Source organism: Micromonospora sp. WMMD1155 (genome assembly GCF_029581275.1).
Lineage (GTDB): Bacteria > Actinomycetota > Actinomycetes > Mycobacteriales > Micromonosporaceae > Micromonospora.
In genome coordinates, this window is the sequence record NZ_CP120742.1 from 5,869,547 (window position 1) to 5,889,955 (window position 20,409).

The 20,409-nt window shown below is 71.1% G+C and carries 14 protein-coding genes; 7 read left to right on the plus strand and 7 right to left on the minus strand.

Annotated elements, in window-relative coordinates:
• Window positions 1–108 precede the first annotated feature (108 nt).
• From O7617_RS26800 to O7617_RS26820, 5 genes are all read left to right on the plus strand, one after another.
• Entirely contained in the window at window positions 109–798 is a 690-nt protein-coding gene (locus tag O7617_RS26800; protein ID WP_282258935.1) for a DUF624 domain-containing protein, read from the plus strand.
• Complete coding sequence (locus tag O7617_RS26805; protein WP_282258937.1) at window positions 795–2,828, plus strand: beta-galactosidase; 2,034 nt, start codon at window positions 795–797, stop codon at window positions 2,826–2,828. Before O7617_RS26800 ends, O7617_RS26805 begins: the two co-directional genes overlap by 4 nt.
• Complete coding sequence (locus O7617_RS26810; RefSeq protein WP_282258938.1) at window positions 2,825–4,963, plus strand: alpha-glucuronidase; 2,139 nt, start codon at window positions 2,825–2,827, stop codon at window positions 4,961–4,963. The genes O7617_RS26805 and O7617_RS26810 overlap by 4 nt, the downstream gene beginning before the upstream one ends.
• A 262-nt stretch (window positions 4,964–5,225) precedes the next feature.
• Entirely contained in the window at window positions 5,226–6,551 is a 1,326-nt protein-coding gene (locus O7617_RS26815) for a PHB depolymerase family esterase (RefSeq protein WP_282258939.1), read from the plus strand.
• Between the two features lie 39 nt (window positions 6,552–6,590).
• Window positions 6,591–7,973: an endo-1,4-beta-xylanase gene (locus tag O7617_RS26820; protein ID WP_282258940.1), complete on the plus strand. Its 1,383-nt coding sequence runs from the start codon at window positions 6,591–6,593 to the stop codon at window positions 7,971–7,973.
• A 153-nt stretch (window positions 7,974–8,126) separates the two neighbouring features.
• Here the strand turns inward: O7617_RS26820 and sthA are convergent, their stop codons facing one another.
• The 5 genes from sthA to O7617_RS26845 all read right to left on the minus strand — a co-directional run bounded on the left by sthA (window position 8,127) and on the right by O7617_RS26845 (window position 15,250).
• Window positions 8,127–9,530: a Si-specific NAD(P)(+) transhydrogenase gene (sthA, locus tag O7617_RS26825; protein WP_282258942.1), complete on the minus strand. Its 1,404-nt coding sequence runs from the start codon at window positions 9,528–9,530 to the stop codon at window positions 8,127–8,129.
• Window positions 9,531–9,583: 53 nt separating this feature from the next.
• Complete coding sequence (locus O7617_RS26830; protein WP_282258944.1) at window positions 9,584–10,600, minus strand: cellulose binding domain-containing protein; 1,017 nt, start codon at window positions 10,598–10,600, stop codon at window positions 9,584–9,586.
• Between the two features lie 88 nt (window positions 10,601–10,688).
• The gene (locus tag O7617_RS26835; protein ID WP_282258945.1) at window positions 10,689–12,317 is read right to left on the minus strand and encodes a ricin-type beta-trefoil lectin domain protein; all 1,629 of its coding nucleotides are present in this window, start codon (window positions 12,315–12,317) and stop codon (window positions 10,689–10,691) included.
• Window positions 12,318–12,441: 124 nt separating this feature from the next.
• Entirely contained in the window at window positions 12,442–14,700 is a 2,259-nt protein-coding gene (locus O7617_RS26840; RefSeq protein ID WP_282258946.1) for an esterase-like activity of phytase family protein, read from the minus strand.
• A gap of 127 nt (window positions 14,701–14,827) precedes the next feature.
• A complete protein-coding gene (locus O7617_RS26845) occupies window positions 14,828–15,250 on the minus strand; it encodes a DUF2000 domain-containing protein (protein ID WP_282258947.1) in 423 nt (140 codons plus the stop codon).
• A gap of 49 nt (window positions 15,251–15,299) precedes the next feature.
• Between O7617_RS26845 and O7617_RS26850 the strand changes: the two genes are divergently transcribed.
• Window positions 15,300–16,133, plus strand: a complete 834-nt coding sequence (locus O7617_RS26850; protein WP_282258949.1) for an AraC family transcriptional regulator — start codon at window positions 15,300–15,302, stop codon at window positions 16,131–16,133.
• Window positions 16,134–16,139: 6 nt separating this feature from the next.
• Here the strand turns inward: O7617_RS26850 and O7617_RS26855 are convergent, their stop codons facing one another.
• Entirely contained in the window at window positions 16,140–16,973 is an 834-nt protein-coding gene (locus O7617_RS26855) for a helix-turn-helix transcriptional regulator (protein ID WP_282258951.1), read from the minus strand.
• A 100-nt stretch (window positions 16,974–17,073) separates the two neighbouring features.
• A complete protein-coding gene (locus O7617_RS26860; RefSeq protein ID WP_282258953.1) occupies window positions 17,074–18,498 on the minus strand; it encodes an aldehyde dehydrogenase family protein in 1,425 nt (474 codons plus the stop codon).
• A 272-nt stretch (window positions 18,499–18,770) separates the two neighbouring features.
• On the opposite strand from O7617_RS26860, the gene O7617_RS26865 reads away from it, so the two are divergent.
• The gene (locus O7617_RS26865; protein WP_282258955.1) at window positions 18,771–20,354 is read left to right on the plus strand and encodes a DHA2 family efflux MFS transporter permease subunit; all 1,584 of its coding nucleotides are present in this window, start codon (window positions 18,771–18,773) and stop codon (window positions 20,352–20,354) included.
• Window positions 20,355–20,409: the final 55 nt, after the last annotated feature.

Here is a 20,409-nt window from a genome sequence, read left to right on the forward strand (position 1 = left end):
GTCCGGTCGGGCGGGGTCACCCGCTCGACCGGACACCCCGTCGACCACCGGCCGGTGCGACGCGCGCGACCCGCCCGCCCTCCGGCGAAGCGACCAGAAGGAGCGACAGTGAGTGGGGCGGCCCAGACCTGGCGACAGTTCGGCGACGGACCACTGTCGCGGATCAGCGCGCGGGTCTACATCCTGCTCGTGGTCGAGCTGCTGCTCCTGCTCACCGCAGTGCCCGGCCTGCTTCCGTTACTGCTGCTGGACCGCGACCCCAGCAACCTGCCGTTGGTCGCCCTGCTCCTGGTGCCGGTCGGCCCGGCGATCTCCGCCGCCCTGTACGCCCTGCGCCACCAGCGCCCCGACCTGACCGACCTGCGCCCGGCCGCCACGTTCTGGCGCGGGTACCGGACCAACCTGTCCGGCGCGCTGCGCGTCTGGACGCCGACGCTGCTGTGGCTGACCGTGCTCGCCATGAACCTCGCCTACCGGGACGCGGTCGGCCTGCCCGGCTGGTGGACGGTGCCGCTGGTCCTGCTCGCCGTGGCGGTGACACTCGCCGCGGCCAACGCCCTGGTGATCACCTCGCTGTTCGACTTCCGCACCCGGGACGTTCTCCGGCTGGCCGTGCACTTCCTCGTGCGTACCCCCGGAGTCACCGTCGGCACCGCGTTGCTGCTGGCGGCGGCGACCGGCGTCACCGCGGTCTTCTCGGAGGCGGTGCTGGTGCTGCTCGCCTCGGTCGCGGCCCTCGCGCTGCTGCGCGTCGGTGACCCGATGGTCGAGCTGATCCGGAAGGAGTTCACCTCATGAGCCTGCCCGTCACCGCGAAGGTGCCCTTCGGGGGCGACTACAACCCGGAGCAGTGGCCCGAGGACGTGTGGAAGCAGGACCACCGTCTCTTCGACAGCGCCCGGATCGACCTGGTCACGCTCGGCGTGTTCGACTGGGCGCTCACCCAGCCCGCCGAGGACGTGTACGACTTCTCGCTGCTGGACCGGATCGTGGAGCGGGCCGCCGCCGAGGGGCGCGGGATCTGCCTGGCGACCGGCACCGCGGCCCACCCGGCGTGGTTGGCGAAGGCGTACCCGGAGGTGACCCGCACCGACTTCGACGGTCGCAAGCACCGGTTCGGCCGGCGACACAACTCCTGCCCCAGCTCGCCGGTCTACCGCCGGCTCTCCGTCGAGCTGGCCCGCCGGGTCGCCCGACGCTACGCCGACACCCCGGCGGTCGTGGCGTGGCACGTGGGCAACGAGTACGGCGGCGCCTGCTACTGCGAGCTGTGCGCGGACGGCTTCCGGGGCTGGCTGCGCAACCGCTACGGCACCCTCGACGACCTGAACGCGGCCTGGTACACGACCTTCTGGTCGCACACCTTCACCGACTGGGAGCAGATCGAGCCACCGTCGGCGTTGACCGAGCACTGGCGCGGCCCGGACCACACCGCGTTCCAGGGCATCACCCTCGACTACCTGCGGTTCTCCTCCGACGCGATGCTGGCCAACTTCCACGACGAGAAGGCCGCCATCCGGGAGTCCAGCCCCACCCTGCCGGTGACGACCAACTTCATGGGCATGTACCGGCCGATCGACTACCACCGCTGGGCGGCGCACCTGGACTTCGCCTCCTGGGACAACTACCCGCCCGACGACGAGTCGGCGGCCCGGATGGCGCTGACCCACGACCTGATGCGAGGGCTCAAGGACGGCCAGCCGTTCTGGTTGATGGAACAGTCCCCGGGCGTGACCGCGTGCCGCGACGTCAATCCGCTGAAGCGGCCCGGTCTCATGCGGCTGTGGAGTTGGCAGGCGGTGGCGCACGGGGCCGACGCGGTGCTGTTCTTCCAGCTGCGCGCCTCCCGGGGCGCCAGCGAGAAGTACCACGGCGCGGTCATCGGCCACTCCGGCCGCTCCGACACCCGCGTGTTCCGGGAGGTCGCCGAGCTGGGTGCCGAGTTGGACCGGCTCGGCTCGGCGTCGTTGGGCGCGCGGACGCCCGCCCGGGTGGCGCTGCTCTTCGACTGGGACAGCTGGTGGGCTCTGGAGATCTCCGACGGCCCGTCCCGACTGGTCCGCTACCAACAGGTCGTGCTCGCGTACCACCGGGCGCTGTGGGACGCCGGGGTGGACCTGGACGTCGTCGCGGTGACCGCCGACCTGTCCGGCTACGACGTGGTCGTCGCGCCGGCCCTGCACATGCTCAAGGGCGACCTGGCGCAGCGCCTGGAGGACGTGGCGGCGCGCGGCGGGTCGGTGCTAACCACCTACCTGTCCGGTCGGGTGGACGAGAACGACCAGGCCTTCCTGATGGACGTGCCGGGCCCGCTCGGGCAGCTGACGGGTGTCCGGGTCGACGAGTGGGACGCCCGTGGCCCGGAGGTGGTCAACCCGGTCCGCCTCGGTGACGGTGCCGAGGCTGTCGAGGTCGAGGCGCGGCTGCTGTTCGAGCTGGTGATCCCGCAGGGCGCGCAGGTGGTCGGCACCTACCAGGCCGACTTCTACGCGGGCACACCGGCGGTGACCCGCAACTCCTTCGGCGACGGCGACGGCTGGTACGTGGCGACCGACCTGGACCAGACCGGGGTCTCCTGGGTGGTCCGGCAGGTGCTCGCGCGGCACGACGTGCTCGGGCCCTACCCGGACGTCGCGGACCTGGAATCCGCCGCCCGGGTCGCGCCGGACGGCTCGCGGCTGCTGTTCCTGCTCAACCACCGCGCCGACGCGGTCGAGGTGCCCGCCCGTCGCAGCGGGGTCGACCTGCTCACCGGTGACCGGATCTGGACCGGCTCGACGATGCGCCTGCCGGCGTACGGAGTCGTGGTGTTGAAGGAGGACTGGTGAACGCCGACGAGTCGGTCCACCTGGAGCAACTGATGTTCGTCGACGATCCGATGGAGACCGAGCAGCCACGCGTGCACCCGGCCTGGCTGCCCCCGGAGGCGTTCCGGTCGCTCGGCGCGCGCCGCGTCCTCGTCCACGGTGACGGGTTGATCGTCGACACCGTGCTGCACGAGGTGTCGCGGGCCTGCGCCCGCTACGGCGGGCGGGTGTGGCATTCGCCCTCCTGGGACGTCGACGTCGACCTCGTGTTCGCCGTGCGCGGCGCGGACGAGTTACCCGACTCGGTGGTGCGGTCGGCGCGGGCGGCCGGAGAGGCGGCGCTGATTGAGCTCGGCGATGCCGGGCCACTCGGCGACGAGGGTTTCCTGCTCACCCGCCACGGTGACGTGACGGTGGTGCTGGCCGACGCGCCCGCCGGCCTGCTGTACGGACTGTTCCACGTGGTCCGGCTCTGCGCGGCGGCCTTCGACGCCGAGCGTCCTGCCGAGCGGCACCGACCGGCGCTGCGTCGGCGGATGCTGGACCACTGGGACAACGTGGCCGTGCACCCGGTGATGGGCCAGGTCGAACGGGGGTACGCGGGCGGCTCGATCTTCTGGCAGGACGGCCGTCCGCGTGGTGACCTGGCCCGCATCCGGGAGTACGGGCGACTGTTGGCCGCGAGCGGTGTCAACGCGATCTCGGTGAACAACGTCAACGTCGCCCGGACCGAGGCGCTGCTGCTCACCGACCGGCTCGGCGACGTCGCCGAGATCGCCGACGTGCTGCGTCCGTACCACATCCGGGTGCACCTGTCGGTGACCTTCGCCGCGCCGGTGGTCCTCGGCGGCCTGGCGACGGCCGATCCCCTGGACGAGGGGGTGCGGGCCTGGTGGGCCGCGACCACCCGCGCGGTGTACGACCGCATCCCGGACTTCGGCGGCTACGTGGTGAAGGCCGACTCGGAGGGGCAACCCGGCCCGTTCACCTACGGGCGCGACCACGCCGACGGGGCGAACATGCTGGCCGAGGCGCTGGCCCCGTTCGGGGGAGTGGTGCACTGGCGGGCGTTCGTCTACAACCACCACCAGGACTGGCGGGACCGGTCCACCGACCGGGCGCGCGCCGCGTACGACCATTTCGCCCCGCTCGACGGCCGCTTCCGCACCAACGTGGTCGTGCAGGTGAAGTACGGTCCGGTGGACTTCCAGACCCGGGAACCGGTCTCCCCGGTTATCGCCGCGATGCCGGCCACCCGGGTGGCGGTGGAGTTGCAGGTCACCCAGGAGTACACCGGCCAGCAGCGGCACGTCTGCCACCTCGGCCCGTGGTGGAGCGAGGTGCTGCGGTTCACGCCCTGGGGTCCGGACGGGCGGGCGGTGGCCGACGTGGTGGCGGGGGAGTCCGGCGCGGGCGGCGGCCTGGTGGCGGTCGCCAACGTGGGCGACGACCTCTTCTGGACCGGGCACCCGTTGGCGCAGGCCAACCTGTACACGTTCGGCCGGTTGGCCTGGGACCCCCGGCGGGACCCCACGGCGGTCCTCGACGAATGGATCACGCTGACCTTCCCGCCGTCGGCGACCGCCGACCCGGACCTCGTGCGGCGGACGCTGCACGAGATCATGGACGACTCGTGGCGCACCTACGAGCGGTACACCGCCCCGCTGGGCGTCGGCTTCATGGTCAACCCCGGCGACCACTACGGCCCCGGGGTCGACGGGTACGAGTACACCCGGTGGGGCACCTACCACTTCGCCGACCGCGACGGTGTCGGCGTGGACCGCACCCGCGCGTCGGGCACCGGGTTCACCGGCCAGTACCCGCCGCACTGGGCGCAGGTGTACGAGTCGCTGGAAACCTGCCCGGACGAGCTGTTGCTCTTCTTCCACCACGTGCCGTACGGGCACGTGCTGCACAGCGGGTCGACGGTCATTCAGCACATCTACGACACCCACTTCGCCGGCGTCGAGGAGGTGGCCGCGATGCGGCGGCGGTGGCGGGCGCTGAACGGGATGATCGATCCGGCGGTGTACGAGCGGGTCGCCGAACGCCTCGACGAGCAGGTGCGGTGCGCCACCGAGTGGCGCGACCAGATCAACACGTACTTCTACCGCAAGTCCGGCGTGCCCGACGAGCGAGGGCGGGACATCTACTGACCCTCCCGTCGGTCGTCCGGCATGTTCCGAGAACATCCCGGTAACTGGTCGCCGATTATCGTCGGTGATGACCTCCGTCGAGGCTGTCGAGCCCGCAGGTGATCCCGGAAACCGTTGCGGCGAAAGGTTTCCGGAAGTCTTGACAATCGAGTCTGCTCGATTGAAGCTGACTTGGTCACGCGAGCCGCGGTCAAGGTCGGGCGAAGGGCAGTCCTCGACTTGAGTCCCCTTCCACGCGCCTTTTTCGCAAGGGATCGCGACCATGACACTGAAGACCCGGATGCTCGGCGTCGCCATGGCGGCCGTGACACTGGCCGCCGCCGCGTTGACGTTCGCCGCGCCGGCGTCGGCGGCGACGCTGACGCAGGTGACCAACTTCGGCACCAACCCCACCAACCTGCAGATGCACCTCTACGTCCCGGACCGGGTGGCGTCCCGGCCGGCGATCCTCCTGGCCATGCACTACTGCACCGGCACGGGCCCCGCGTTCCACTCCGGCACGCAGTACGCGTCCCTCGCGGACCGGTACGGGTTCATCGTGATCTATCCGTCGGCGACCCGCAGCAGCAGATGCTGGGACGTGTACTCGCCCCAGGCGCTACGCCGTGGCGGCGGCAGCGACCCGGTCGGGCTCATGTCGATGGTCGACTACGTGCGACAGCGGTATTCCGCCGACCCCGCACGGATCTTCGCGACCGGCACCTCGTCCGGGGCGATGATGACGAACGTCATGCTGGGCGTCTACCCGGACGTGTTCGCGGCCGGCGCATCCTTCGCCGGGGTGCCGTTCGCCTGCTTCGCCACCGGCGGCACCTCCGAGTGGAACAGCCAGTGCGCGAACGGGCAACTCATCAGGACCGCACAGCAGTGGGGTGACCTGGTCCGCGAGGCGTACCCGGGCTACACCGGCCAGCGGCCCCGGATGCAGATCTGGCACGGCACCAACGACGACACGCTGCGCTACCCGAACTTCGGTGAGCAGGTCAAGCAGTGGACCAACGTGCACGGGCTGAGCCAGACCCCGACGTACACCGACTCCCCGCAGTCCGGCTACACCCGCACCCGGTACGGCAGCAGCGGCCCGACGGCCCCGGTCGAGGCGATCAGCATGCAGGGCGTAACCCACAACATCCCGGTCGACGCCGCGCAGGTGATCCGCTTCTTCGGCCTCGACGGCACCGCGCCGCCGACGACCCCGCCGCCGACGACCCCGCCGCCGACGACAACACCGCCGACGACCCCACCGCCGACCACTCCGCCTCCGAGCGGTGGTGCCTGCCGGGTCGGCTACACGGTCAACGCCTGGAACAGCGGGCTCACCGCGAGCGTGACCATCACCAACACCGGTTCCGCCGCCGTGAACGGATGGGCGTTGACCTTCACGCTGCCCAGCGGACAGCGCATCACCAGCGGCTGGAACGCCCAGTACGCCCCGACGAGCGGCGCGGTCACCGCCCGCAACGTCTCCTACAACCCCACCATCGCCCCGAACGCGTCGGTCGAGATCGGCTTCCAGGCCACGCACGAGGGCGGCACCGGCAAACCCTCGTCGTTCGCCCTCAACGGTGCCGCCTGTTCGGTGTCCTGATTTTCCTTCCCACCCACCACACAGAAGGAGTCGCCCGAGATGAGAAGGACCAGATGGAAGGCGGCATCGAGAGCCGCCATGGCGCTGACCGGCGTGGGCGCCCTCGCCGCCGGCATGGCGCTGTTCATGACGGCACCGGCCGCCGCCGGCACGACCCTGGGCGCGTCCGCCGCCGAGAAGGGTCGGTACTTCGGCGCGGCGGTGGCGGCGTACAAGCTGTCCGACTCGGCGTACACGACGATTTTGAACCGTGAGTTCAACTCGGTGACGCCCGAGAACGAGATGAAGATGAACGCGACCGAGCCGCAGCAGGGGCGGTTCAGCTTCACCGACGCCGACCGGATCGTCAACCACGCCATCAGCCGGGGCATGAGCGTGCGGGGTCACACCCTCGCCTGGCACTCGCAGCAGCCGGGGTGGATGGAGAGCATGAGCGGCAGCGCGCTGCGCTCGGCGATGCTCAACCACGTCACCCAGGTGGCCACCTACTACCGGGGCAAGATCCACTCGTGGGACGTGGTGAACGAGGCGTTCGCCGACGGCAGCTCCGGCGCCCGTCGCGACTCCAACCTGCAGCGCACCGGTAACGACTGGATCGAGGCGGCGTTCCGGGCGGCCGACGCGGCCGACCCGAACGCGAAGCTGTGCTACAACGACTACAACACCGACAACTGGACGCACGCGAAGACGCAGGCCGTGTACAACATGGTGCGCGACTTCAAGGCGCGTGGTGTGCCGATCGACTGCGTCGGGTTCCAGTCGCACTTCAACAACGACTCCCCGTACGTCAGCAACTACCGCACCACGCTGTCCAGCTTCGCGGCGCTCGGTGTGGACGTGCAGATCACCGAGTTGGACATCCAGGGCGCGTCGCCGAACACCTACCGCAGCGTGGTGGAGGACTGCCTCGCCGTCTCGCGTTGCACCGGGATCACGGTGTGGGGCATCCGGGACAGCGACTCGTGGCGCGCCAGCCAGACCCCGCTGCTGTTCAACAGCAACGGCTCGAAGAAGCCGGCGTACGACGCGGTGCTCGCCGCGCTGAACAACGGCACCACGCCGACGGACCCGCCGCCCACCACCACGCCGCCGCCGACCGACCCGCCGCCCACGACCCCGCCCCCGGGCCCGGGTGGCTGCACCGCGACGGTGTCGGTGAACCAGTGGACAGGTGGTTTCGTGGCGAGCGTGCGGGTGACCGCCGGCTCGTCGGCCCTCAACGGCTGGACGGTGACGATCGCGCTGCCATCGGGAGCGACGGTCACCAACGCGTGGAGCGCCGACCGCAGCGGTAACACCGGCACCACGAACTGGCGCAACGTGTCCTACAACGGTCAGGTCGGCGCCGGGCAGTCCACCGAGTTCGGGTTCCAGGCCAACGGCACCGCCGGCACCCTGAGCCCCACCTGCTCCGCAGGCTGAGAAACCCCGGCCGGTGCGGAGGCGACCCGCCCCCGCACCGGCCCCGCCCGAGTGGGTGATCAAGAGGTTTGCGTCACGACACGCCGGGCCGGATGACGCAAACCTCTTGATCACCGGGAGGGGGAGGGAGGGGAAGAGGAGTCGGGTGCGGGGTCAGCCGTCGATGCGGGTGATGTTGCGGATCTTGTTGGATGCGTCGAGGGCGGCCACCTTGTACGCCTCGGCCAGCGTGGGGTAGTTGAACACCGCGTCGATCAGGTAGTCGATCGTGCCGCCGCAGCCCATCACCGCCTGCCCGATGTGGACGATCTCGGTGGCGGCGGTGCCGAACACGTGCACGCCGAGCAGCCGACCGTCGTCGGGGGAGACGAGCAGCTTCAGCATCCCGTACGAGTCGCCGACGATCTGCCCGCGGGCCAGCTCCCGGTACCGCGCGATGCCCACCTCGAACGGTGTCGAGGATTCGGTGAGCTGCGCCTCGGTCTGCCCGACGAAGCTGATCTCCGGGATGGTGTAGATGCCGATCGGTTGCAGGCCGTGCATCTCCCGGATCGGTTCGCCGCAGGCGTGCTGCGCGGCCAGCCGGCCCTGCTCCATCGAGGTGGACGCGAGGGCGGGGAAGCCGATCACGTCACCGACCGCGTAGATGTGGTCCACGCTTGTGCGGTAGTTGGCGTCCACGGTGATCCGGCCGCGTCGGTCCGCCTCCAGCCCGGCCGCCTCCAGCGCCAGGTCGTCGGTCTGGCCCTGCCGGCCGGCGGAGTACATCACCGTGTCCGCGACGATCTTCTTGCCGCTCTTGAGGATGCACAGTGCGGCGGTCTGGTGCTTCTCCACGGCGGCGACCTCCTCGCCGAAGCGGAACGCCACGGACAGGTCGCGCAGGTGGTATTTCAGCGACTCGACGATCTCGTCGTCGCAGAAGTCGAGCATCCGCTCGCGCCGTTCGACGACCGTGACCTTCGTGCCCAGGGCGGCGAACATCGAGGCGTACTCCATGCCGATCACCCCGGCGCCGACCACGACCATGCTGCGGGGTACGGCCTGGAGGTTGATGACGCCGTCGGAGTCCACGATCGTGCGGTCGTCGAAGTCGACGCTGTCCGGGCGGGCCGGACGGGTGCCCGCCGCGATGACGATCTTGTCGAAGGTCACCTTGGACTCCCGGCCGGACCCGCCGTCGACCCAGATCGAGTGCGCGTCGGCGAACCGGCCGGTGCCGGTGATCATGGCGACCCGGTTGCGCGCGAGCTGGTTGCGGATGACGTCGGTCTGCCTGGTGATGACGTGCTGGGTCCGGGCCGCCAGGTCGCTGACCGTGATCTCGTCCTTGACCCGGTAGCTGCTGCCGTACAGGTCACGTTGGCTCAGGCCGGTCAGGTAGAGCACGGCCTCGCGTAGCGTCTTGGACGGCACGGTGCCGGTGTTGATGCACACCCCACCGATCATGTCGCGGCGGTCCACGATGCCGACCCGCCTGCCGAGCTTGGCCGCGGCGATCGCGGCCTTCTGACCGCTGGGCCCGGAGCCCAGCACCACCAGGTCGTAGTCATACATATTCGCTAGCGTCGCAAGATGTCGCGGCGCGCGCCAGACCTCGAACGCGAGCGTTACTCGTCCGCCATCTGGCAGACACCACCGTTCACAGTGACCTCCTGCGGCGTCTGCGAGCCGCTGGCGACGACCCCCAGCGACACCGTGCCGCCGGGCGGGATCAGCCCGTTGTGGCGGACGTTGCGCACCCGCAGATAGCTGCCGTCCCGGTCGACGACCTCCGCGCCCCACAGGCCGCGCAGCTGCTGACCGGCGTAGAACCGCCAGCTCATCGTCCACCCGTCGATCGGGGTCGGGCCGGTGTTGGTGACCGCGAGGCGTGCCACGAAACCGTCCGGCCACCGGGCCACGGTCGACCGGACCGAGCAGTTGGGCGGTGGGGGAAGCGTGGTCACGGTGACCGGCGCGGACAGCGGGGACAGGTGGCCGGCCTCGTCGCGGGCCTGCACCACGAAGGTGTACGTGGTGTTCGGCGTCAACCCGCTGACCTGGGTGCTGGTGCGCGGCGGGTACTGGTACACCTCACTGACCCGGGTGAGGGCGCCGCCGGCGTCGACCCGGAACACCTCGTACCGGTCGAGGGCGACGTTCTCGACCGAGTGGGTCCAGCGCAGCCACACCGCCGTCGCGGCGACGTCGTAGGCGACCGGTTGGCCGGGTGCGCCGGGTGGCCGGTCGTCACCCGGCGGCATGGTCACCCGCAGTGTCGGATCGTTCAGCGACCTGTTGCCGGCCGCGTCCACGGCCGCGACGGAGAAGACGTACGTGCGCGAGGGCCGCAGGCCGGTGATCCGGATGCCGGTGGTGTCGGTCGAATAGTGGGCGCCGGTGTCCTCGAATCGCGCGCCGACCGGGTAGCCGACCACACCGACGTTGTCCGTCGCGGCCGCCCAGGTCAACTCGATCCAGGTGGTGTCGACGGCGACGACGGTGATGGCGCCGGGCGCGGTGGGGCGCTCGGTGTCCGTCGCGGCGTACGCCGGGGTCGCGCCCGCCACCACCGCCGCCGCGAGCGCGCAGACGGCCAGGGCGGCTGCCCTGGATCGGACGCCGCGCACCTGATGATCGCGCATGATGCTTGCCTCGCCTCCGGGTGACCGCAGCGGACCAGTCATCGACTTGTGACGATGTTACGTCAGTGGCCGACCCACCGTGGTCCGGTCAGTTCGGGTTGCTGGCGTGGGTCAGCGTCTCCCAGGCGACGAACAGGTTGTTGCTGCCCGCCGGGCGTTGTTGCAGCGTGAGCGTCTGGGTGTTGGTCATGACGTTGCCCAGCCGGGTGCTCATCGCGTTGAAGCCGACCTCGGTGATCGGGCCGAGGCCCCGGGTGAGGCTGCCGCCGCAGAGCCAGGAGGGCGGCGCCTCGCCGAGCTGGTAGCGGGAGTGGAAGCCCAGTGCCTGCCGCAGCCGCTCACCGACCTGCGGGTACAGGTCCCGCCCCTGGATCCGCGAGGTCTCCGCGACGTGCGAGATGGCGGAGATCCCGTACCCGGTGTGGACGAAGTCGCGGCAGGTCTCCTGGGCGAGGCCCGCGACGAAGGTGGACTGGCCCTGCCAGTAGCCGATGATCTCGGCGCTGGTGTCCAGGCCGCTGCCGGGCATCGTGTACGGCAACGCACCGTCGCTGGGCAGGTAGACGAAGGCCCGGGTGCGGTTGAGGAAGCGGGTGACCGCCGCGTCGTAGGCGCTGCGGTCCTCCAGGAAGACGGCGATGCCGACGGCCGCCTCCATCATGGTCAGTTCCCAGTTGCCGTTGCTGTTCGAGCCGTTGCGGACCACCGGCAGGTAGACGGTGCGCAGCATGGTGGCGAACCGGTCGGCGTTGGGCCAACTCGAGTACGTGTACTTGATGATCTCGGCGGCGCGGGGCCAGACCGAGGCGGCCCAGCCGGTCTGCAACGGTGCGTTGCTGCCGGTGTGCGCGGTGATCGTGGCCGACCACGCGTCCATGATCTGGATGGACTTCTGCGCGTACCGGGAGTCCCCGGTGAGATACCAGGCGAGGGCGTGGGTGTACGCGGCGATCGCGTCCTCCCGCTCGTCGGTGCAGCCGTTGTTGGGGTTGGAGTACGACCCGCACTCGACCACCGACCGGGGTGCCGGCGTACGCGACAGGGAGGCGTACCGGCTGCCCATCATCTGGTTGTAGGCCGACGCCCACGGCTGCGCGCCGGCCTGCACCCGACCGCGTACGAAGTCGAGTTGCCCCCGGCTGACCAGCACGCCGGGGTGGGTGAACCCACTCGACGGGGGTGGTGTGGTGCCGCCGGTGGGCAGCGTCCAGGTCTGGTTGGCGGTGCCGGTGCAGCTCCAGATCTGCAGCGGAGTGCCGTCGGCGGAGCTGGGACCGGTCGCGTCGAGGCACTTGCCGGAGGTGGGGTTGACCAGTTGCCCGGCACTCGCCGACCACTGCTGTGCCCCGGTGCCGTTGCAGTCGTAGATCTGGACGCGTGCGCCGTTCGCGGTGCTGCCGGCGGCGATGTCGAGACACTTGCCCAGCGCCCTGACCGTGCCGTCGTCGCCCACCGTCCACTGTTGCGCCGTCGAGCCGTTGCAGGTGTAGAGCTGGACCGCCGTGGTGTTGGCCGGGTTGGCGGCGGCCACGTCGACGCACTTGCCGCCGTACCCCGTGATGGCGCCGGTCGCGGCGGCTGTCGCGGGCGATGCGCCGACGGCCAGCGCCGCCGGTACGGCGAGCACGACCACGGCGAGCGTGGAGGTCAGGCGGATGCGAGGGAGGGCTCCGGCCAGTCGTCGTGTCATCTCGTCGTCCTCCAGGTGCCACAGCATTTGTAAAGTGTGTTAATTATTACAGCGCCGTTCATTGATATCAATGTCTGCGAACGCCCGCCGCCTCCCGGTGAACGCGTCGACCCCCGGCGCTACGCGCCGGGGGTCGTTCGGAACGAAGGTGTCAGCGCAGGCCGGGCACGTCGATCACGATCAGCTCCGTGTCGTCCGGACGCCCCGGGATACGACCGTCGTTGCCCGGGAAGTTGTTGTCGTTGGCCACCAGCACCCGGTCGCCGCCGAGCGGCAGCACCGACTCGACCGACTGCAACGGGAACGAGAAGAGCGGGCCGACGCCGTACTCGCCCGGACGGGCCGGGGTGGAGACACCCTTCGGGTCGGCCACACGCATCAGGTCGACAACGGTGCGCCGGGGCAGGTAGCCGTCCGCGCCCACCTCGTCCAGATCGGTCACCACCAGGCGCTTGACTATTGACTGCGGGCCCATGCCGTTGTCCCGCTCGATCAGCAGCAGCCGGTGACCGTCGAGCACCGCCGCGTCCCCGACCAGCAGGGACGGGTCGTCCACCCGGAACGACCAGGTGCGGTCGGTGTACCGGTTGTGCCGCACGTCGAACTCGTAGACCACCCGGCGGCGCTGGTCCGGGTCGTTGACCTGGGCGCCCTCCAGGATCGGGTAGAGCGTCCAGCCGTCCGCGCTGGTCGCCATCGCCTCGAAACCGTTGCTGGCCCGCAGGGTCGGCGTCTCACCCGGGGCGAGATCCGGCGACTGCGGGGACTTGGTGCCGTCCGGCAGCGGGATCGGCGCCTGCAGCACCTTTCCGGTCCGATCGGTGCGCACCAGGTACGGGCCGAACTCGTCGCCGATCCACAGGTCGCCCCGCGCGTCGCGGGCCAGCGACTCGATGTCGAAGTCCGCGCCGGTCAGCAGACGGTCCCGGGTGTCGCCGTTCACGATCGGGAACGGCACCCTGCGGTCGGGGTCACGGAAACCGATGTGCCCCCGGACGGTCACACCGTGACGCTGGTAGTCCGGTTCGATCTCGTACGCCCGCAGCAGGAAGTCGGCCGAGTTGGTCTTCGCGCCGAACCCGTTGTCCGGCATGGCGAGCAGCCGCCGGCCGGAACGGTCACCAGGCTGGGCCGGGATCACCGCGGAGAAGCCCGGAATGGGCTGGCCGGGGAAGGGCGCGGTGATCCCGTTGACCGGGGTGGTGGCGAGCTGGGTACCGGAGACCGGCCCCGGCTGGTACGCGGTCGCCGACAGCAGCGCCCGGTCCCGCAACGTCACCTCGGGGCGCAGCTTCACCGACAGCGCGTACACCCGGGTGGTCTGGGTGGCGCTGCCGTTGTCGTCGCTGATCAGGTACAGCTCGCGGCGACCGCCCGGCAGGTCACGGCCGAGCGCGGCGCCCTCGATGTTGTCCAGCAACGGGTTGGGCTGCGGCTGCTTCGTGGTCGCGCCGGACGGCGGGCAGTCGGCGATGTCGACCAGCAGCTCCTTGCCCAACCACGAGCGCGGGTCGGTCGTGGTCGACAGGGACTCGACGGCGGACACGTCGGGCGCGCCGGTCGCCGAGACCCGGTACACCCGCACGGTGTTCCCCACCCCGGTCGTGAAGCCCCGCTCCACCGAGAGCAGTTGGTCGTCGCCGAGCGCGATCAGCTCGACCAGACCGAGGTTCGGGTCGGTGCGGTACGCGTACTGGGCGGTCGGGGCGTACGCGCCGCCCTCGCGGCCGTCGTACCGGATGATCCGCTGTCGGCCGCGGCCCTCGGCGTCGCGGCCGTCCGCCGCGAGCGGGCCCTCCATCCCGGCGTAGAGCACCCGGTGGTCCCCGGTGGCGGTCAGCGCCTCGAAGGTCTGGTTGACCGCGGCCTCACCGGCCGGGGTGACCTGGAAGCGGGCCGGCACCGGCAGCGAGCCGATCTCCCGGCCGTCGGAGAGCCGGAACCGGCGGATCGAGGGCTCCCGCTCGGAGCCGGCCAGGACGGTGTCCCCGCCGCGCTCGGCGACGAGCCCCTCCCCGTCGAAGTCGGCACCGGTGTACGGCGTGCCGTCGGGCCGGGTGAGCACCGTGACGTCGCGGACACCGACGTCCACGCCGCGCCGGCCGGTGTCCAGGCCCAGCTCGTAGACCCGGGCGGGAGTGGTGCCGATGTTGTCCACCAGCGCGAGGGCACGCCCGGGGCGGGCGAACGACAGCGCGGACAGGCCGGCCACCGGAGTGCCCCGGAAGGTCGTCTTGTCGAGAGCGTCGGAGAAGCCGAGCAGCGAGGCGTCCGGCGCGCAGCTCGCGCCCGTACCCGGGTGCCCCGGGGTCGGGTGACCCGGCGCGCCGAGTGCCGGCGTCGCCGCGAGCAGCGAGATCGCCGCCGCGGCGGACGCGACGGCCCGAGCCTTTCTGGAAGTGGTACGCACATCGCCTCCCGCATCGAGTCGGCGGCCGTTGCCGCCGCGCCGATGCAAGCGCCCGCCGCTCACCACAGTGGAACCCCCACCGGAACGTCGGCTGAACAACCCGTGCACGATCCCGTCGGCCGTCGCCTCAGGGGTGCATGGTCGTACCCTTGACCACCTTGTCGACCACGTTGCGGGGGGCGTGCAGCGCCAGGCCCACCAGGTCGAGTTTCTCCCGCCCGACCGCCTGCACGGCCGCTCGGTTGTCCCGGTCGTTGCCGGTGGCGAACAGGTCGGCCGTGAAGATGGACAGACGCAGCCCACGGGCGAGCGCGCGTGAGTGCGCAGCGGCCAGCGCGGCCCGGTCACCGGCGAAGACCAGCACCGGCTGGCCGAACATCGGCAGGTACCGGGTGCCGTCCGCGTCCCGGTACTCCTCGCCCAGCAGATCCGGTACGGCGTTGGCGATGCCGCTGACCAGGAACGCGGTGACGTTCAGGCGCTGCCAGCTCACCAGGTCGTCACGGAGCAGCACAGCGATCTTGGTGGGGAATCGGATGGGTTCGGTCATGGCGTCGAGCCTGCCCGCGTACCGCCGACCGGTCTTGTACGTTCTTAGCGTGGCCACCCGCCCGGCGGGCTCGCACGTCAGCGCCTGGCGACCCGCCGTAGCCGGGGTCGCCGAGGTCTTCCACGCCCATTTCCTGGACCACGCCTACCCCCGGCACGTCCACGAGGTCTGGACGCTGTTGATCGTCGACGACGGCGCGGTCCGCTACGACCTGGACCGGCACCGGCACGGCGCGCTGCGCACCTCGGTCACCCTGCTGCCGCCGTACGTGCCGCACGACGGTCGCGCCGCCACCGTCGACGGCTTCCGCAAACGGGTCCTCTACCTCGACACCTCCGTACTCGACGCGGAGCTGGTCGGCCGGGCGGTCGACCAGCCGGGCATCGTCGACCCGCAGTTGCGCGACCGCATCCACCTCCTGCACCGGGCGCTCGACGCACCCGGCGACGAGTTCGAGGCCGAGGGTCGGCTCGCGTTCATCCTGGACCGGCTGCACACGCGGCTGCGCCGACGCGCCCCGGTCACCAGGGCACCGGCCGCCCCCGGTCTCGCGGTCCGCCTACGGGAGCTGCTGGACGCCCGGACCGTCGAGGGCGTCACGCTCGGGGAGGCCGCCGCGCTGCTGCACGCCCACCCGACCCACCTGGTTCGGACGTTCACCGCCGCGCACGGGGTGCCACCGCACTCGTACCTGACCGGTCGCCGCGTCGAGGTGGCCCGCCGTCTGCTCCTCGCCGGGCAGCGGCCCGCCGAGGTCGCGGTCGCGGCCGGCTTCTTCGACCAGGCCCACCTGACCCGCCACTTCCGTCGGTACCTGGGCGTCAGCCCCGCCCGTTTCCCGCGGACGCCGCGTTCCGGCGATGCCGCCGCCGCGCGGCGCTGATCGCGGTCAGACGAGCTGTCCGCCGATGACGGAGAGCAGCCGCAGCTTCTCGTCGCTCGGCGAGCCGGGCACGGCGGTGAAGACCAGCAGTGTCTGCGACTCGTCCGGGTCCACGAGCGTCTGGCAGTGCAGCTCCAACGCCCCCACCTCCGGGTGGAGGAAGTGCTTCGCCGGGCAGTAGCCGGCCGGCACCGGATGCTCGCGCCACAGCTGCGCGAACTCCGGGCTCCTGGCCAGCAGGTCGTCGACGAGCGTCGCGGCCCGCGAACCGCGCCCATCCCGGGTGTACGACGCGTGCAGGTGCCCCACCAGCAGGCGGCTCTGCGTCTGGTGGTCCTCCACCGGGTGCAGCCGCCGGACCGACGGGTCGGTGAACCAGCGGTGGTGGGCGCTGCGCGCCAGCCCGGTGTAGCGGGTCTCGTCACCCAGCAGGGCGACGGCCGGTGCGGTCTGCGCCAGGGTCTCGCCGAGGTGGTTCACCACCTGGGCCGGGGTGTCGTGCATCCGGTCGAGGATGCGCATCATCCCCGGGTTGACGTGGTCGGCCCGCACGGTGCGGTGCGGTGCGGCGTGCCCGGCCAGCAGGAACAGGTGGTCCCGTTCGGCCAGCGAGAGCCGCAGGCCACGGGCCAGCGCGGCGAGCATCTGCTCCGACGGGTGCGGCCCGCGCTGCTGCTCCAACCGGCTGTAGTAGTCGGTGGACATACCACTCAACGCGGCGACTTCCTCGCGGCGCAGCCCACCGGTGCGTCGGCGCCGCCCCCGGGGCAGTCCCACGTCCTCGGGTTGCAGCGCCTCGCGGCGCGTACGCAGGAAGCTGGCGAGTCGGGCGCGGTCCACGGTGTCTCCGATCGGTGGGCGCCGACGACGGCCGGCACCAAGAGTGCAACAGTCAAACCAGGTGGCGGTGTTCCGCCCCGGGAACACCGCCACCCGCCCGTCAGCGTTGGATGGACTTCGTCTCCAGGAACTCCTCCAGGCCGAAGCGGCCGAACTCGCGACCGTTGCCGGACTGCTTGTAGCCGCCGAAGGGGGCGAGGGGGTTCCAGTGGCCGGCGTTCACGTCGACCTGCCCCACCCGCAGCCGCCGGGCGATCGCCAGAGCGTGCTCCGGCTCGCCGAAGACACCGCTGGTCAGGCCGTACGGGGTGCCGTTGGCGATCGCCACGGCGTCCTCCTCGTCGGCGTACGGGATGATCGTCAGCACCGGGCCGAAGATCTCCTCCTGGGCGATGGGTGCGGTCGGGTCGACGTCGGCGAAGATCGTCGGCTGCACGTAGGCCCCGGTCGGCAGGCCCTCGGGCCGGTCCGGGCCGCCGAACACGAGCCGGGCGCCGTCGGTGACACCCCGCTCGATGTACCCGACGACCTTCTCCCGGTGGGCCTCGGACGCCATCGGGCCGATCCGGGTTGCCTCGTCGGTCGGGTCGCCCACGGTGTACTGCTTGGCCGCCTCGACGGCCAGCGCGACGACCTCGTCCTGGCGGGTGGCGGGCACCAGCATCCGCGGCCACGCGCCGCACACCTGACCGCCGTTCGAGAACGCCATCATCAGCCCCCGGTTGACCGCCTCGGGCAGGTCGGCGTCGTCCAGGATGATGTTCGCGCCCTTGCCGCCCAGCTCCAGCGCGACCCGCTTGACGGTCTCGGCGGCCACCGCGCCGATGCGCCTGCCGGCCCGGGTGGAGCCGGTGAAGGAGATCATGTCGATGTCCGGGTGCGCGGAGATGGCCTCGCCGACGACCGCCCCGGTGCCGTACACCACGTTGAGCACGCCCGCCGGCACGCCCGCGTCGGCGGCGACCTCGGCGAGGATCCGCGCGGTCAGCGGGGCGTTCTCGGAGGGCTTGAAGACCATCGTGTTGCCCGCGAGCAGTGCCGGCGCCAGCTTCGAGACGATCTGCTGCAACGGGAAGTTCCACGGGGTGATCGCGCCGACGACGCCGATCGGTTCACGGACGATCAGCGAGTTGCCGACCTCCTCGGTCCAGGCGAAGTCGTCGGCCAGACCGGCGACGGACTCGACCACGGCGGCTGGGAAGGCGACCTGGGCGGTGCGGGACATGCCGATCGGCGAGCCCATCTCGGCGGTGATCGCCTGGGCGATCTCCTCCTGCCGGGCGGCGAGGCCGGCGCCGAGGCGCCGCAGCACGCCCGCCCGGTGCTGCGGCGCGGTCGCCGCCCAGGCGGGAAAGGCCGCCCGGGCCGCGGCGACGGCCCGGTCGACGTCGGCGGCGGTGCCGGCCGGGGTCTCGGCGACGACCTCGCCGGTCGCCGGGTTCACGACGGGAATGGTGCCGGCCGTGCCGGCGACGGTCTCGCCACCGATCCAGTGGCCGGTGACGGTGTACGTGGAAGGTGTCATGAACCGACCGTCGCACCGGCGCGGAACCCCAACCAGGTGCGCTTTGTCCAGGGATTCGTGATCCCTGGCTGGGCCCGGCCGTCCGGCTCCAATCGGACGGCCGTTCGGCTGCGACACCCCGTGGGGCGGTAAACCGGCGGCGGACTGTCGCATCCGACCGATACTCTTCCTGCGCGCGTCGTCGTCCTGGTACGACGCGCCCCGCGCCTGGTCGGCGCGGCATCGCCGCCACCGCCCACCACTGGCCGGCTCATTCGACTTCAGGAGAGTTTGTGACACAGCAATCCGTCGCGACATCGGACAAACTCGACGCCGCGGTGCTCAAGGTGGCGGGCGTCGTCGTCCTTGGCGCGATCATGTCGATCCTCGACGTGACGGTGGTCAGCGTGGCGCTGCCCACATTCCAGACCGAGTTCGACGCGTCCTACGCCCGGGTGGCGTGGACCATGACCGCGTACACCCTCGCCTTGGCCACCGTGATCCCGCTCAGCGGGTGGGCGGCGGACCGGTTCGGCACCAAGCGTCTCTACATGGTGGCGCTGGCTCTGTTCACGATCGGGTCGGGGCTCTGTGCCACGGCCGACACGATCGGCGAGCTGATCGGCTACCGCGTGCTGCAGGGCCTCGGTGGCGGCATGCTCATGCCGCTGGGCATGACCATCATGACCCGCGCCGCGGGCCCGCACCGGATCGGCCGGCTGATGGCCGTCCTCGGCATCCCGATGCTGCTCGGCCCGATCGGCGGCCCGATCCTCGGCGGCTGGCTGATCGACACCGCGAGCTGGCACTGGATCTTCCTGATCAACATCCCGATCGGCGTCATCGCGCTGGTGTACGCGCAGATGGCGCTGCCGAAGGACGCCCCCGAGCCGTCCGAGTCGTTCGACTTCGTCGGCATGATCATGCTGTCGCCGGGTCTGGCCCTCTTCCTCTACGGCGTCTCGTCCCTGCCGGAGGTGGGCACGTTCGCCGAGGCCAAGGTGTGGGCCCCGATGCTGGTCGGCGGCGCGCTGGTGGTGGCGTTCGTGCTCTACTCGTTCAAGCCCCGGCATCCGCTGCTCGACCTGCGGCTGTTCCGCAACCGCAGCCTGACCGTCGCCTCGGTGACGCTGTTCGTGTTCATCATCGCGTTCATGGGCGCCGGCCTGCTGTTCCCGAGCTACTTCCTGCAGGTGCGCGGCGAGTCGACGCTGGCCGCCGGTCTGCTGATGGCCCCGCAGGGCATCGGCGCGATGATCACCATGCCGATCGCCGGCACACTGGCCGACCGGGTGCCGATCGGGCGCACCGTGCCGTTCGCGCTGGCGCTCATCGTCGCCGGGTTCTTCAGCTTCACCCAGGTCGACCCGCAGACCTCGTACTGGCTGCTCGGCGGCTCGCTGTTCGTGATGGGCCTGGGCATGGGCGGCACCATGATGCCGATCATGACGTCGGCGTTGCGGACGTTGCAGGCGCAGGAGGTCGCCCGCGGCTCCACGCTGGTCAACATCCTCCAACAGATCGGCGGGTCGGTCGGCGCCGCCGTCATGTCGGTGATCCTCACCAACGAGCTGAACGGCTCCCGGCCGATCCCCGGCCTGGTGGACCCGAGCACGGGCAAGCCGGTCACCGAGGCCGGGCTGGCCATCGCCTCCCAGCAACGGCCGGAGCTGCTCGAGCAGATGCCGGTGGACCCGTCGATCATCCAGAGTGGGCTCGACTTCGCCGCCAAGTCGTTCGCGGCCACCTTCTGGGTCGCGTTCGCGCTGGTCCTGCTCACGTTCGTGCCGGCCGCGCTGCTGCCGCGCCGACGCCAGCCGGCGCAGCTCGACGACCCGCAGGGCGACCTCGTCAAGACGCCGGTCGTCATCCACTGATCGGCACGCCCGCCGCGCTCACCATCCACCGATGGTGAGCGCGGCGGTGTCGTAC

Excerpts from the sequence above, each read along its gene's own strand:
- O7617_RS26805 (WP_282258937.1), top strand. The coding sequence starts at position 795 with ATGAGCCTGCCCGTCACCGCGAAGGTGCCCTTCGGGGGCGACTACAAC.
- O7617_RS26815 (WP_282258939.1), top strand. The coding sequence starts at position 5,226 with ATGACACTGAAGACCCGGATGCTCGGCGTCGCCATGGCGGCCGTGACA.
- O7617_RS26820 (WP_282258940.1), top strand. The coding sequence starts at position 6,591 with ATGAGAAGGACCAGATGGAAGGCGGCATCGAGAGCCGCCATGGCGCTG.
- sthA (WP_282258942.1), bottom strand. The coding sequence starts at position 9,530 with ATGTATGACTACGACCTGGTGGTGCTGGGCTCCGGGCCCAGCGGTCAG.
- O7617_RS26830 (WP_282258944.1), bottom strand. The coding sequence starts at position 10,600 with ATGCGCGATCATCAGGTGCGCGGCGTCCGATCCAGGGCAGCCGCCCTG.
- O7617_RS26835 (WP_282258945.1), bottom strand. The coding sequence starts at position 12,317 with ATGCTGTGGCACCTGGAGGACGACGAGATGACACGACGACTGGCCGGA.
- O7617_RS26845 (WP_282258947.1), bottom strand. The coding sequence starts at position 15,250 with ATGACCGAACCCATCCGATTCCCCACCAAGATCGCTGTGCTGCTCCGT.
- O7617_RS26860 (WP_282258953.1), bottom strand. The coding sequence starts at position 18,498 with ATGACACCTTCCACGTACACCGTCACCGGCCACTGGATCGGTGGCGAG.